Below are 14,719 nucleotides of genomic sequence, written 5' to 3'. Positions count from 1 at the left end.
ATCCTCAGTCCTGCAATGGGGTCTGGCGTTCGACAGGGTCGATCAACACGGCTTTTTTCTGGCGTACCAGCAAGTCGAGAATCTCTTCCTGGCGCTCACCTAGAACGCCGGAGAAGCTGATGCCACTGGATTTGGTCGGCGCGAGCATCGACACGCGGTACAGCTCGATGCTCAACGGCGAGTCGATGGACAGCGGCCCGCTGCCATTGGCCGCCAGCTCGCCGCCAACCACGATCAGCGAGACCTTGGTGTCGAACGGGTCGAGCGCGATGTCGCGGTCGGTGTCGGTCAGGTCCTTGATATGGCCGTAGACCCCGGTCAGGCCGTTGGCCATGGCGAGGTTCTCGTACAGGCGGATGTTCACGCTGTTACGGATACGGATGCCGTGGCGACGGTTGCTGATCACCTTGTTGCCCCACAACAGGTTATCGCCGCTCTCATAGAGGGTGATGCCGTCGGTGTGGTTGCGGTAGATCTCGTTGTCGGCGATCAGGTTGTTCACGCTGTTACGGTCGATCACCAGGCCCGACAGCTTGTTGTCGTAGCTGCGGTTGTTGAAGATGAAGCTGTCGTTGACCTCACGGGAAATAATGATGCCGTGCTTCTTCTTGGTGCCGTACACGGTGTTGTCGGCAATGATCAGGCCGTGGGAGCGGTCGTGGGGGTCGATGCCGTAGACGATGTTGTCTTTGTAGGTGCTGCCCTTGATCACAAAACCGGTGGTCTCGTAGCAGTAGAAGCCGTACCACATGTCCGAGAACTCGGAATCGACAATCCAGCCGGTCGGCTCCGGGCGCTTGAGGACCTTGGCCATGTTCGGCGTGTACTGGGAAATACTCACACCGTAGGACTTACTGTTGGCATAGCCGAAGCTGGCCATCTTGCTGTTGACGATATAGGTCTGGGTACCGCCCCAGGCCAGCAGGAACGGGCGGAATTCCATGGGCGAGCGGAAGGTCGCCGGGCCGTTGGTTTTCTCGCGCCAGCCGGTGATCCTGGTGTCGCGCACAAACAGCTGGCCGTCGTTGACCAGGAACGAGCCGGCTTCCTGGGACAGGCGCAATTCCTGGGTCTGCCCGTCGATTTCGAGGATGCCTTTTTCGCCGACCACAATCGGCAGCCTGGCCAGGAACACGCCGGGAGAGGTTTCGCTCAGGTATTGCTTGGGCACCTTCTTGAGCAGGTCCTTGAGGTTCATGTAGCCGTCGTCGATAAAGATCGCCTGGGGAATGCCGTGCTGGCGCACCACCCATTCGGCCATCTTGTTGTCGCCGCCGATAAAGTCCTTGAGGGCGTTTTCCTGCATCATCCGGCGCACGCTGACCTTACCGGCCTTGCTGCGCACGATTTTTTTCGCCAAGGCTTCGGCGGTGTAGCCCGAGAGGTCCGGCAGCGGCGGCTTGGCCATCTCCAGCGGCGCCGTAGGCGGGCTGGTGATGGTGTAGGTCTTGGCCTGTTGCAGTTCCTTGGCGAGGGTGGGCGCCTTGACCTGCGGCTCGACATTGGCAAAGGCCGGGGCGCACGCCAGCAGCATTGCCGCAGCGAGCAGGGCCGAGCCTTTGAGGGCGTGAGGATTCATTGCGCAGGCTCCCATCAGAAACGCCAGATCACATCGACAAAGGCGCGGTGCATGTACGAGTCGACTTGCTTGCCATAGGCGTCGCCCGGTTTGAACACACCGCCACGAAAGCGCACCAGGGCCGACGGTTCGTCGATCGACTGGCTGAGGGCGGCGGGCAGCAGGCCCTTCTTGAAGTACTTGGTGACCACCAGGTCCATCTCCTGGCCAAGGTCTTTCTTACCGTCTTCCAGGGGCAGGGAGGCGCTGGACAGCACGGCGCCGGTGACGTCGTCGTAGTTGTTCTGCACCGCGTCGATGCCATTGCTGCCCACTGGCTTGTTGCCGTCCACACGCCAGAACTTGTGGTAGACCAGGCTGGCGTCGTAGTCATCGCGCAACTGCCAGGAACCGAACAGGCTCATGGACTGCATATTGTTCATCTCGCCGCGAAACGCCTCGCCAAAACGATGCATCCGCGATTGGGTGCCGGTGAAGTTCGAGCGGTTGCTTTGCAGGCCGTTCTGCTCGTAGTCGGCACTGGCGCGGGCATAGGCCGCACCCACTTGCCACTGCGGGTCGAGGCGCAGGCGCACCCCCAGGTCGGTGGCCCAGCCATCCACATCGGTATTGCGCTTGGCGTTGGCCGGGCGGCTACCGTCGGCGTTCAGCGCGTTGACGTTGCTACGGTCGCCCTGCATGCCGGTGACGCTGGCCCAGTAGTTGACGGTGTTGGTGTTGCGCCAGTTATAAGCGTCGCTGTTGGCCTCAATGCCGAGCCAGGTCAGGTCGCCGTTCTGGCGCTTGTCCAGCGAATCGGCGGCCACGCCCGGTTGCGGGTAGTCGAGCTTGCCGTCGTCATGGCTGTGATGACCGCGCACGCCAACCCAATGGCCCGGGGTCCACTGGTAGGCCGCGTCGGCGTAGAAGTGCTGGCGGTCCTTGTCTTCGGGGGACAGTTCCTTGAGGTCGGTGCGGTACTCGCTGAAGCGTTCGGCGGCGCCGACATTGGCCTTGAGCAGGGTGGTGTCGAAGGTCCAGTTCAGCGCTTCGATGTTGGTGTCGCGCCATTGCCCGTCATCATTGCGCAGGCGCTGGCGGCCCAGCTTGAGGATCTCGCCGGGGTAGGGGGTGAAGCCGCTGTAGCCGACCCAGAACTCACGCAGGGCCAGGTAGTTTTTCTTGGTCTTGCGGTCGTTGTTGCTCGATTGCTCGGTGGTGTCGCCATCGGACTGTTGCAGGGTGTCGGTCTCGATGATGTCGCTGGACGCCACCGCCTGGCCCATGGCGTAGGCGCTCCAGGCGCCGCTTTCACCGTAGATCCACGGGCGCACATCCAGGCCGATGCCGTTGACGTCGCCGCCTTTTTGCGTGCCCAGGTCGCGGTCGTCTTCGGACTGGCCGGTGACTTTCACGTCCAGGCCGAAGTTCTTGTCTTCGGTCAGCGCGGCCAGGGTCGGGCACGACCACAGCAGGGCGAAGGTCAGGCCAATACCGGCCTTGACGAATGGATTGAGTTTCATAGGGATTCCTCGCCGTCTTCTTCTTGCAGGGCGTGCAGTTGCAGCGTGCTTTGGCTCAAGGCACCACGGGCGGCCAGCTCTTGTTGCAGCAGGCGCTGGCCCTCGGCGCGCTGGGCGGGCGGCAGTTGTTGTTCGAGTTGCGCGGCCAGTTCATTGGCCTGCGGCGTGTCCTGGCGCTTCGCCAATTGGCTGAACACATAGGCGTTGAGCGGGTCGGGCTGGGTGCCCTTGCCTTGGGAAAACAGCTGGGCGATAGCGAAGTCGGCGCTGTTCTGGCCGTTGCGCGCCGCCGTCAGCAAGTGATCCAGGGCTTTTTGCGGGTAGACCTGGCCCAGGTAGCCACGGCGATAGATCTGGCCGAGGTAGTAATCGGCGGCCACTTCCCGGCCCTGGGCATTCTGGAAGTGGGCTTCGGCGGCCTTGGCATCGGCCGGCACCCACTTGCCTTCGTAGTAGAGCTTGCCCAGCAGCAACTCGGCGCGGGGCTGGTCGGCGGCGCGGCCGTTGTCGAGGTACTTCATCATCTGCTCGACGTCGCCCAGTTCCGGGAAGTCGTAGAGCAGTTGCGCGAGGCTGACCCAGGACGCCGGGTAGCCAGGGGCGATTTTTTCCAGCAGGGCCTGGGCGCTTTTTTCATCGGTCTTGCCCAATGAGGCATCGCCCAGCACACGGGCCACACTGTCGACCCGCTGGGCGCTGACGGTGCCACGGCTGTAGCCGGCTTCCATCTGCTTGAGCAGTTCGGCCTGTTGCTCCGGTTGCTCGCGCTTCTGGTAGACAGTGGCCAGTTCGACGTAGCAGATATCGGTGCTGTTCAGCGCGGCCTTGCAGATTTTTTCGATGTCATCCAGGTGCTGATCGTAGGTGCCCTGGGTGCGGTACAGCAGCACCTGTGCCAGGCCGGCTTCCGGGTAGCCGGCGGAGCGCCAGGTATCAATCTGCTGCTGCGCGTTGACGCTGGGGAAATCGTGGGGGTATTGCAGGTACAGCATGGCCAGCGGGATCAGGGTGTTGCCTTCGCCATTGGCAAAGGCTTTTTTCAGCAGGCCTTCGGCTTCGCGGTGCTCGGCTTCGGTGGCGCCGGGCTTGGCCACCAGCAGACGACCGAGACGGGCCTGGGCGCGGGGCGAAATATCGGCGGCCGCACGGTAGGTGGCTTCGGCTTGCTTGATCTGCGCCGGGTCACGGCTGCCGACCTGGATATCGGCCAGGCCGACCTGGGCTTCGCTGTAGCCCAGCTCTGCCAGTTGCTGGTAGTTCTGCGCGGCGGTGGCGGTGTCGCCCCGCTTGAGGGCTTCATTGGCCAGGCGCTGGTCGGGCAGGCCGGCGCAACCGGCCAGTGTGACGGCCAATGCCAGCAGCGCCACAGGTCGCAAGGGGGAGCGAGCTTTTGTGGGAGCTGGCTTGCCTGCGATGGCATCGCCGCGGTGCATCTGCTGCACCGAATCGATGCTATCGCGGGCAAGCCCGGCTCCCACAGAAGTGGGCTCCCACAAGGATTGTGTTGTTCTTGAAATAGGGTTCACAGGCAAATCCTCGCTTACAAACCAGCAGCCATGGCTTTATCAATCAGCCAGTTCAGGGACGGACCACGGTCGCTGGTCACTTCCACGGGGCGGCCGGCATAGGCGCTGTCCAGCGGGGCATCGGGCTTGATCTGCACGCGGATATCCGAGGACAGGTCGGCGCTGTTGAGGCTGGTGCTGCTGACGATGGTGCCGGTGCGGGTCTGTTCTTCATCGGCGACCTGGAAGCTCACCGGGGTGCCTGGGCGCACGTCGCCGAACTGGCGATAGGAGAAGCGCGCCTCGACATTCGCCTGGCTGCCGCGCGGCACCAGTTGGAAGATCACATCACCCTTGCTCGCGTATTGACCATCGGCCACCAGTTGCTGGGCGACGATGCAGTCGCAAGGGGAGGTCAGGGTGCCGGTCATTTGCTTGCCGAACAGCTCTTCGACCTTGGCCGGTTGCAGCTGGTCTTCGTCCAGGTGGCCCTTGAGCACATCCAGCATGCTGGTGCTGAAGGTCGCCAGTGGCGCGCCTTTGGCGGCAACGCCGTTGTCTTTGATCAGGCTTTGCACGGTGCCGTCGCGGGGCATCGTGACGTTCATCCCCGGCACGCTGACCAGGCCGGCCTGGGCATGACTGACGAAGTACATGCCATACACCGACTTGAACACAAACCCGAATGCCGCCAGGCCCACCAGGAAGATCGCCAGGCTGAACGTCACGGCGCGCAGGCGACCAAAGGCGCTCATGCCGCTGCCGCTGTCCTTGACCTTGCGTGCCTTGGTGAAGTTGTCGCGCTGCAGGGTCGCCAGTACATCGCCCATGGTCACGATATCGCCGGACAGGTGCGAAGTGATCAGGTGCCGCAGGGTGGAAATATCCTGGGCATCCAGGTTCTGGAACTGGCAGCCGGTGCGGCCGGTCTGGCGGTCGTGGGAGCGGATCAACAGCTCCACGTCCATCGCCAGGCCGAGGTTGTCGATGACAAACTGCAGGCGCGCTTTATGCACATCGCCGACCTTCAGCGGTTGCTGGGCGGCATTGAAGGCCAGGCCGCCGGCGGACAGGTCGATGACCCGTACTTCCATGGGCGTGCGGTCGGCACCGAAGAAGCGCAGCTTGGCCGGGATTTTCACCCGGGCGTGTTGGCGCTGGGCTTCGGATTCGTGGACAACGTTGGCGTTTACTTGACTGTTCATCAGGGCATTTCCTTAAGTTAATTCAGGCTTGGCAGGGTCAGACCATCATCAGCAACACGGCGACGAAAATGCTGCCGGCGGAGAAGGTCATGGTCCGAGACGACCAGGTGTTGAACCAACGTTGAAAGCTGGCCAAATCGCGGGTCAGTTTGGTGTCCTGGCGGGTCCAGGACTGTTGATCGAGGCGGAAGAACACGTAGATCTTCACCAGCGCGCCCATGATCTGGTTGTAATAGAGAATCACCGGGTAGGCGGGGCCGATCTTGTGTCCCGAGCACGACAGCAACAGGGTCAGGATCAGGCGGGTGATGCCGATCCACAAAAGGTAAGCGAGGATGAACGCACCGCCGTACTTGAAGGTGGCGATGATCGCCACGGTCAGGCCGAGCAGGGAGGTCCACATCGACACGCGCTGGTCGAACAGCACCACGCTGGTGAACAGACCCAGGCGGCCCATGCCCAGGCCCAGGGCCCGGGAGTTCTGGCGCAGGTTGTTGCCGTACCAGCGGAACATCAGCTTGCGGCTGGCCTTGATAAAGCTCTTTTCCGGCGGGTGTTCCACGGTGTTAATCGCCGCATCGGGCACGTAGAAGGTGTCGTAACCCAGGCGCATCAGGCTGAACCAACTGGACTTGTCATCGCCGGTCAGGAATTTGAAACGGCCCAGGCGCCAGTGTTGCAGCGAGTCGCTTTCCACGTCGGCGATAAAACCGGGGTCGGTGACGACGCTGGCACGGAACACCGACATGCGTCCGGTCATGGTCAGCACGCGCTTGGACAGGGCCATGGAGCACATGTTGATGTGGCGTTGGGCGAAGCGCAGTTTGTGCCACTCGCTCATGATGTAGCCGCCGCGCACTTCGCAGAACTCGTTGGTGGTCAGGCCGCCGACATTGCCGAACAGCTGGAACCACGGCACGGTCTTGCGCACTACGCCTTCGGCGAGCACGGTGTCGCCGTCGATCACCGCCACCACGGCGCGGTCGTCCGGCAGGTGGCGGGAGATCGCCCGAAAACCGAAGGCCAGGCCGTCGCGCTTGCCGGTACCGGCGATACGTACGAAGTCGAGCTTGACGTGAGCCGGTGGGTTCATCTTTTCCCAGAGGCTCTTGACCAGCAGCTCATCGGACATTTCCACCAGGGAGCAGACCACGGTGGTGGGGAAACCGCACTCGATGGCCTCGCGGATCACCGAGCTGTAGACCTGGGCCGTGGTCAATGCGTCGATACGAAAGCTGGTAACCATCAGGAACACATGGGACGGGTCCGCCGCCTTGCCCAGCTTGCGCACTTTGCGCCGCAGGTGCGGGTAGACCACGTACAGGAACAGCATGCCGCGAAAGAAATGCGTAGCACCCATCGAGTAGCGCCAGATACCCACGGCGCCAATCAGGAAAATAAAATTCTTCGACTCGGAGTCGAACGTACTCGCCGGCAGCAGCAGGGCGAGTCCCATCAGCAGGCTCAGAAAGACCAGCCAGCCGGCGGATTGGAGCAGTACGTGTTTTAACTTGGACATAAGCGTCATCCGAAGGTGAAGAAGGCTTCAAGCTGCAAGCGCTGGGGATCAGGACACTTGCAGCTTGAAACTTGCCGTTGCTGTTACCAGCAAATGCCTTCGGTACGGCCACTGACGCTGGTGGCCTGGGACATAAAGCCCACCAGGTCGACCACTTGCTTGCCGTGCGGGGCTTGCTGGGCCAGGGCGCGGAATTTCTCGTCGCGGTTGCCGAGGATGATCACGTCGCTGTTGTTGATCACATCGTCGAAGTCCGAGTTGAGCAGGGACGAGACGTGGGGAATCTTGCCTTCGATGTAGTCCTTGTTGGCCCCATGCACACGGGCGTATTCGACGTTGCTGTCGTAGATGCTCAGGTCGAAGCCCTTGCCGATAAGCATTTCCGCCAGTTCCACCAGTGGGCTTTCACGCAGGTCATCGGTGCCGGCCTTGAAGCTCAGGCCCAGCAGGGCGACCTTGCGCTTGTCGTGGCTGGAGACGATGTCGAAAGCGTTCTGTACCTGGGATTCGTTGCTGCGCATCAGCGAGTTGAGCAGCGGCGCCTCCACGTCCAGGGTGCTGGCGCGGTAGGTCAGGGCGCGCACATCTTTTGGCAGGCACGAGCCGCCGAAGGCAAAGCCGGGGCGCATGTAGTACTGGGACAGGTTGAGGGTCTTGTCCTGGCAGACCACTTCCATCACTTCGCGACCATCGACGCCTACGGCCTTGGCGATGTTGCCGATTTCGTTGGCGAAGGTGACTTTGGTGGCGTGCCACACGTTGCAGGTGTACTTGATCATCTCGGCAACGGCGATGTCCTTGCGGATGATCGGCGCATCGAGTTCTTCGTACAGCGATTGCAGGACATCACCGGAGGCTTTGTCCAGTTCACCGATCACGGTCATCGGTGGCAGGTCGTAGTCGGCGATGGCCGTGGATTCGCGCAGGAACTCCGGGTTGACCGCGACACCGAAGTCGACGCCGGCTTTTTTGCCGGAGCAGTCTTCGAGGATCGGGATCACCACGTTGGCCACGGTGCCGGGCAACACGGTGCTGCGCACCACGATGGTGTGGCGGGTGGTCTTGTCACGCAGGACAAAACCGATCTCGCGGCATACCGCCTCGATGTAGTTGAGTTCCAGGTCGCCGTTTTTCTTGCTCGGCGTGCCGACACAGATCATCGACAGGTCGGTATCGCGGATGGCGTCGGCGAAGTTGGTGGTACCGCGCAAGCGGCCGGTGGCAATGCCCTGGCTCAACAGTTCGCCCAGGCCGGGTTCAACGATGGGGGATTTGCCCGCGTTGATCAGGTCGATCTTATCCTTGGAAATGTCTACGCCGACCACTTCGTGGCCCCGTGCAGACAGGCAACCGGCACATACTGCGCCCACGTAACCCAAACCAAATATGCTGATGCGCATCGCATTTACCTCTATCTTTATCACGCCATTAGATGGCCGGAGTTCATGTTTTCAAGCGTCACTCATGCACTAGGTAATGCGGTGAATAGACACAGCATTGCCATGTGCAGGCATGTTAAAAGTCGAGTGACTAACTAATGCACTCAAGTTGTGCGCAACTTGGCCTTATTGTTGGGGCTTGCCCTGAAATGCAGCCAGCCTTCGGTGAGAAGGGTCTGGCGTCAGTGCCGCAACGCCTTGATATGGACATAAAGCCCTTATCTATCAACGCATTGGGTTGTCTCACTGACCCATTTGGGTAGGCTCAGCCTTGGCCTTGTAGGGGATGGTCATGCAACCTTGTCGCCCGCCCTCAACTAAACAGTTGTTAATTAGACCGAAGGGTCAAAGTTGAATATGACAACTTTGCTACTTCCGTTGGTCGCTGTGTAAGTCATATCGCACAAGAACAGAGATAATCGTTACCGGTGGTATGAGCGGCACTGAAGGACATAGTTCCTGGCCGCTCATCCTGTTTCTGGAAATTTCTTGAAATATTAGGAAAGATGGCACTAGTACTATATTGATAGCACTTGCGGATTGGGCTAGTGGTTATAGGGAGTTGACGCGGGGATATAGTTTTGTGCCACTACTGTTTGAAAAAAGTGGTGCCACTACGAAAAAATCTGACGAATGTCGAGTGAAAGAAACGTTAGGAAATCTGAAGAAATATTTTTGACGTCAAAGTAATGACGATTCCGCATTTGAAATACGGAAAAAATGTGGGAGCAGGCTTGCCAGCTCCCACATCGGATTTGCGCTGTACTGGCGACCTACTCCGGTGCGTGATCGCGCAAAAATACCAGGTTATCCGGCTTGGACTGCTCGGCACTGAAGCGATAACCCTGTACATCAAACTGCTTGAGCTGCGCCGGGTCGTTGATGCGCTCTTCGATGACAAAGCGGCTCATCATGCCCCGGGCCTTCTTGGCGTAGAAGCTGATGATCTTGTACTGGCCGTTCTTCAGGTCCTTGAACTCGGTATTGATGATCCGCGCGTTCAAGGCCGGGCGCTTGACCGCCGAGAAGTATTCGTTGGAGGCCAGGTTCAGCAGCACATCATCGCCCTGCTCAGCCAGGGCCTCGTTGAGCCATTCGCTGATCCGCGTGCCCCAGAAGGCGTACAGGTCCTTGCCACGGGCGTTGCCCAGCTTGGTGCCCATCTCCAGGCGGTACGGCATCATCAGGTCCAGGGGGCGCAGCAGGCCGTACAGGCCCGAGAGCATGCGCAGGTGGTCCTGGGCGTAAGCGAAGTCGGCGTCGTTGAAGGTCTGGGCATTGAGGCCGGTGTAGACGTCGCCCTTGAAGGCCAGCAGCGCCTGCTTGGCATTGGCCGGGGTGAAGGCCGGGGTCCAGCTACCGAAACGTGCGGCGTTGAGGCCGCCGATCTTGTCGGAAACATGCATCAGTTCGCTGATCTGCGCCGGGCTCAGCTCGCGCAACTGCTCGATCAACTCCTGGGAGTGGTCGAGGTATTGCGGCTGGGTAAAGCGCTGGGTTACCGGCGGGGTCTCGAAATCGAGGGTTTTGGCGGGGGAAATCACCGTCAGCATGAAGTCGTCTCCTGTAATCGTCGGGGGATTCTAGGGGGTTGGGGCGTTGGACTCCACCTATCACGCCAATAGCTGCCATACGGTTATCCCTGTGGGAGGATAGTGATCGGCTATAGTGGCCGACGAATCAGGAGGGGGAGACCTGTTGTGCGAATTGCGCTTTTAGTGTGCGCCTGGCTGACGTGCCTGGGCGCCCAGGCGGCCAGTGTGGATGTCGCGACCCTGGACCGTGGCACCTGGCCGGAAAAACTCAGCAGCCCGGCGCTGTTTGATGTGGCATCACGCGCCGAAATCCTCATGTTCGCCAACGCGCTGCTGGCCAGCGAGGCCCTGGATGAACCGGCCCTCAAGCAGCGCCTGGGGCTGAAGATCGTCAACCAGGGCGCTATCGACGACCTGCGCCGCCACCTCTGGCAGCGGTTGCTGGAGAACTACATGTTCGCCCAGCAAAGCTGCGAACAGGACGCCTCATTCTGCTATCTGGTGGACAACCTCGACGACCTGCGCGATCAAGCCGGCAAGTTCGAGGTGAGCGAGCAATCTTTCTATATAGGCTGGGCCGGTCCCAGCCGCGCGTTTCACCAACGCTACCTGGATGAACTGTTGCGCAAGGCCGCGCTGTTCCCGCAGATCGGCAGCGAAGTGGCGCGTTTTGGGGATTTCGAGCGCAATGGCGATGAACTCAACGACCGCCTGTTTTTACTGACCTTCGATGGCGGCCCGTCACCGCTGGGCGGTCAGACCGACTGGCTGGCCGACTACCTGCGCAAGCAGAAAATGACAGCCACCTTCTTTGTCCTGGGCAACAGCCTGCAAACCCGCCTGGAAAAGACCTCGGCCGTCGATGTGCAGGGTTTGTACCAGGGCCAGTGCGTGGGTATCCAGGGCTGGCAATACCGTTCCCACAGCCATTGGGTCGACTGGCAAAGCTCGATCACCCGCAGTGCGTCGCTGACCCAGAACCTGCTGCCGGAAAACTACGTGCCGCTGTTCCGCCCACCCTATGGCCAGCGCCGGGCTGACAGCCAGGGCTTTTTCCAGGCCCAGGGCCTGCAAGTGGCATTGTGGGATATCGACTCCCAGGATGAACCGGGCCTGCTCAAGGCCGACGAGTCGGCCCAGCGGGTGCTGACGCTGATGTTGTTGTGGCGCAAAGGGGTGATTGTGTTCCACGACACCCAGGACAAGGCGCGGGTCGCATTGCCGCTGTTGCTACAGGCAACGGCGCAAAGTGGGCTGGGTTGGCAGGATTGTCGGGAAGCGTTTCGCTGAAAAGGGCAAAAGCCCGGCCCTGTTGGGGATGAGGGTTTTTTGGGGTGATTTGCTGCGACATTTCGATGCAGGCGGACTTCCGACTTTAGCGGGGTGCGTGGCGGCCCGCCAGTGCTATTCGTCATCCTGAAAAATAAACTTCAAAAAAGCGTCAAAGTGCTTTTTCCTGTCATGGGTTTTGCGGTATTACGAAGTCAGATCGCCGAAACCTGCACCACAGGTGGCGTCTTCCCAGACTCCCTTTGCGGTGTATTCGGCGCTCGAATCGAGGCGCAGCACTGTTGTGGTATTGCGTCGACTGGCTCCCACAAAGGTGACCGAGTATGGATGATCATGGACGTAACCCTTCTTCCGACCAGCCAATCCTTTATGTGCTTGATACCAATGTATTGATTCACGATCCAAACGCGTTGCTCAATTTCGAAGAACACCACGTCGCCATCCCGATGATCGTGCTTGAAGAGCTCGACAAACTCAAAAGCGGGCACCACAGCGTTGCCGCCGAATGCCGCCAGGCGATCCGCCTGATTGACAAGACCCTGGGCGAGGCCTCGCCCGATGATGTGGAAGTCGGCGTCCCGATCCAGCGTGGCAAGAGCGGGCCCAAGGGCTTGCTGTCGATCCTGATGAGCAAGCGCAGCGAGCCCAACAGCCTGCTGCCGGAAAACCTCAACGACAACAAGATCATCAACCAACTGATCGACCTGCACGCACGCGACAAGGACCTGCGCCTGGTGCTGGTGACCAAAGACATCAACATGCGCCTCAAGGCACGAGCGTGTGGGATCGCTGCCGAGGACTACAGTACCGACCAGCTGGTCGACGATGTGTCGATGCTGTCCCGGGGTTATCACACCATGACCGGCTCGTTCTGGGACCGCGTGAGCAAGGTCGAGACCCGCCAGGACCATGGCCGCACCTGGCACCAGGTGCAACTGACCGACAACCTGCCGGCGGTGCATATCAATGAATTCATCATCGACGAACAGGGCTTCGTGGGCTGGATCAAAGAGATCCAGGTCGACAAGCTGCTGATCCTCGATCTGCATCAGGAGCCCCTGTTGCACCAGGAAGCCTGGGGCCTGAAACCGCGTGATATCTACCAGAGCCTGGCGCTGTACGCGCTGCTCGACCCGGACATTCACCTGGTCAACCTGACCGGCGCGGCGGGTTCGGGCAAGACCATCCTCGCCCTGGCGGCTGCCATCGAGCAGACCATGGTCACCAAGCGTTATCGGCGCATCATCGCCACCCGTAGCGTGCAGGGCCTGGACCAGGAGATCGGCTTTTTGCCCGGCACCGAGGCAGAAAAAATGGAGCCGTGGCTGGGGGCGATCACCGACAACCTCGAAGCCTTGCACATGGATGACGAAAACACCCATGGCAGCGTCGACTACATCCTCAGCAAAGTGCCGTTGCAGTTCAAATCCCTCAACTACATTCGAGGTCGCAGCTTCCAGCAGAGCCTGATTCTGATTGACGAATGCCAGAACCTCACGCCGCACCAGATGAAAACCATCATCACCCGTGCCGGCGCCGGTTCCAAAGTGGTGTGCCTGGGCAACCTGGCACAGATCGACACTCCCTACCTGTCCGCGACCAGCTCCGGGCTGACCTACCTGACGGAACGCTTCAAGGATTTCCCGAACGGCGTGCACATCGCCTTGCAGGGCGTCCCTCGCTCGATTCTGGCCGAATACGCCGAATCCCACCTGTAATCCGAAACCGGGCGATGCCTCCATCGCCCGGTTCACCTCAGTTCCTGTGGGAGCCGGGCTTGCCCGCGATGGCGTTGGTGACTGACACTGCGCTATCGCAGGCAAGCCTGCTCCCACCTTTTGATCTGCGTTGGGTTTACAATCGGGGCTTCTGATCAGGAGTATCCCCGTGCTGACTCATCTCGATTCCCAGGGCCGTGCCCATATGGTCGACGTCACCGATAAAACCGTGACGTTCCGCGAAGCCGTGGCCGAGGCGCGGGTGCGCATGCTGCCCCAGACCCTGCAAATGATTGTCGACGGCGCCCATCCCAAGGGCGACGTGTTCGCCGTGGCGCGCATCGCCGGGATCCAGGCGGCGAAAAAGACCAGCGACCTGATCCCCCTGTGCCATCCGCTGATGTTGACGGGCGTCAAGGTTGAGCTGGCAGCCGAAGGGGAAAATACCGTGCACATCATCGCCCGCTGCAAGCTGTCCGGGCAGACCGGCGTGGAAATGGAAGCACTGACTGCCGCCAGTGTTGCCGCGTTGACGATCTACGACATGTGCAAGGCGGTGGACCGTGGCATGACCATCGAGAACATCCGCCTGCTGGAAAAGCTCGGCGGCAAAAGCGGGCATTTCAAGGCGGACCAGGCATGAGCATCAACGTACTGTTTTTTGCACGCTACAGCGAGGCGATAGGCCTGGACTCCCTGGAGGTCGAAGGCGACTTCGCTACGGTCGATGCCGTGCGCCTGGCACTGGCGGCTGATGCGGGCTTCGAGGTGCTCAACGAGGCCAGCCTGATGTGTGCGCGCAACCAGGAACTGTGCTCCCTCGACGAGCCTTTGCAGGCCGGTGACGAAGTCGCCTTCTTCCCGCCCGTGACCGGAGGCTGACCATGGCCATTCGTGTGCAAGCCCAGCCCTTTGACCCCGGCGCCGAAGTCAACGCCATGCACGCGGCCAACGTGGGTGTGGGTGCGGTGGTGAGCTTTGTCGGCTATGTACGCGATTTCAACGATGGCCTCGATGTGGCGGGGATGTTCCTTGAACACTACCCCGGCATGACCGAAAAAGCCCTGGCCAAGATCGCCGTCGAAGCCGAGCAGCGCTGGCCGCTGCTCAAGCTCGAAGTGCTGCACCGCATCGGCGCCCTGGAGCCCGGCGAACCCATCGTGTTCGTCGCGGCCGCCAGTGCCCACCGCCAGGCGGCGTTTGATGCCTGTGCGTTTGTGATGGACTACCTCAAGACCCGGGCGCCGTTCTGGAAGAAGGAGAACACCAGTGAGGGGGCGCGGTGGGTTGAGGGGCGAGAGAGTGATCATGCGGCGGCGGGTCGCTGGAAAGCCTGATTGTTTATCATTGGGTGGCGCTTGCAAGAACACGCAGTCATGGCTGTGGTTTATAGTTATAAAGGTTCATTAAGTTATTTCTATTTCAGC

The 14,719-nt window shown here is 60.6% G+C and carries 12 protein-coding genes; 5 read left to right on the top strand and 7 right to left on the bottom strand.

Annotated elements, in window-relative coordinates; all coding sequences use genetic code 11:
• Window positions 1-4: 4 nt before the first annotated feature.
• The 7 genes from algG to yaaA all read right to left on the bottom strand — a co-directional run bounded on the left by algG (window position 5) and on the right by yaaA (window position 10,302).
• The gene (gene algG / locus HU773_RS22860) at window positions 5-1,594 is read right to left on the bottom strand and encodes a mannuronan 5-epimerase AlgG (protein WP_186625897.1); all 1,590 of its coding nucleotides are present in this window, start codon (window positions 1,592-1,594) and stop codon (window positions 5-7) included.
• The gene (locus HU773_RS22855) at window positions 1,594-3,081 is read right to left on the bottom strand and encodes an alginate export family protein (RefSeq protein ID WP_057438224.1); all 1,488 of its coding nucleotides are present in this window, start codon (window positions 3,079-3,081) and stop codon (window positions 1,594-1,596) included. The genes algG and HU773_RS22855 overlap by 1 nt, the downstream gene beginning before the upstream one ends.
• On the bottom strand, window positions 3,078-4,514 hold the full coding sequence (gene algK, locus HU773_RS22850) for an alginate biosynthesis TPR repeat lipoprotein AlgK (protein WP_120734470.1): 1,437 nt from the start codon (window positions 4,512-4,514) through the stop codon (window positions 3,078-3,080). The genes HU773_RS22855 and algK overlap by 4 nt, the downstream gene beginning before the upstream one ends.
• 107 nt (window positions 4,515-4,621) lie before the next feature.
• Window positions 4,622-5,791 carry an alginate biosynthesis protein Alg44 gene (locus HU773_RS22845; RefSeq protein ID WP_029297907.1) on the bottom strand — a complete coding sequence of 390 codons (1,170 nt, stop codon included), beginning with the start codon at window positions 5,789-5,791 and terminating at the stop codon, window positions 4,622-4,624.
• 37 nt (window positions 5,792-5,828) lie between these two features.
• Window positions 5,829-7,310 carry a mannuronan synthase gene (gene alg8 / locus HU773_RS22840; RefSeq protein WP_162947770.1) on the bottom strand — a complete coding sequence of 494 codons (1,482 nt, stop codon included), beginning with the start codon at window positions 7,308-7,310 and terminating at the stop codon, window positions 5,829-5,831.
• Between the two features lie 83 nt (window positions 7,311-7,393).
• A complete protein-coding gene (locus HU773_RS22835; protein WP_057438225.1) occupies window positions 7,394-8,710 on the bottom strand; it encodes a nucleotide sugar dehydrogenase in 1,317 nt (438 codons plus the stop codon).
• An 812-nt stretch (window positions 8,711-9,522) separates the two neighbouring features.
• Complete coding sequence (gene yaaA / locus HU773_RS22830) at window positions 9,523-10,302, bottom strand: peroxide stress protein YaaA (RefSeq protein WP_057438227.1); 780 nt, start codon at window positions 10,300-10,302, stop codon at window positions 9,523-9,525.
• A 147-nt stretch (window positions 10,303-10,449) separates the two neighbouring features.
• Between yaaA and HU773_RS22825 the strand changes: the two genes are divergently transcribed.
• The 5 genes from HU773_RS22825 to moaE all read left to right on the top strand — a co-directional run bounded on the left by HU773_RS22825 (window position 10,450) and on the right by moaE (window position 14,629).
• Window positions 10,450-11,574, top strand: coding sequence for a polysaccharide deacetylase family protein (locus HU773_RS22825; RefSeq protein ID WP_120734118.1), 1,125 nt, complete (start codon window positions 10,450-10,452; stop codon window positions 11,572-11,574).
• Window positions 11,575-11,897: 323 nt separating this feature from the next.
• Window positions 11,898-13,292, top strand: coding sequence for a PhoH family protein (locus tag HU773_RS22820; RefSeq protein WP_057438231.1), 1,395 nt, complete (start codon window positions 11,898-11,900; stop codon window positions 13,290-13,292).
• Between the two features lie 169 nt (window positions 13,293-13,461).
• The gene (moaC, locus tag HU773_RS22815) at window positions 13,462-13,935 is read left to right on the top strand and encodes a cyclic pyranopterin monophosphate synthase MoaC (protein WP_057438233.1); all 474 of its coding nucleotides are present in this window, start codon (window positions 13,462-13,464) and stop codon (window positions 13,933-13,935) included.
• Entirely contained in the window at window positions 13,932-14,174 is a 243-nt protein-coding gene (moaD, locus tag HU773_RS22810; protein ID WP_057438235.1) for a molybdopterin converting factor subunit 1, read from the top strand. Before moaC ends, moaD begins: the two co-directional genes overlap by 4 nt.
• A gap of 2 nt (window positions 14,175-14,176) precedes the next feature.
• Window positions 14,177-14,629 carry a molybdopterin synthase catalytic subunit MoaE gene (gene moaE / locus HU773_RS22805; RefSeq protein WP_057958531.1) on the top strand — a complete coding sequence of 151 codons (453 nt, stop codon included), beginning with the start codon at window positions 14,177-14,179 and terminating at the stop codon, window positions 14,627-14,629.
• Window positions 14,630-14,719 lie beyond the last annotated feature (90 nt).

The sequence above is a fragment of the Pseudomonas shahriarae genome (assembly GCF_014268455.2).
In the GTDB taxonomy this organism is placed as follows: Bacteria; Pseudomonadota; Gammaproteobacteria; order Pseudomonadales; family Pseudomonadaceae; genus Aquipseudomonas; species Aquipseudomonas shahriarae.
Note: the sequence above shows the minus strand (reverse complement) of the source record. Positions and strands in the feature narration are given on the sequence as shown.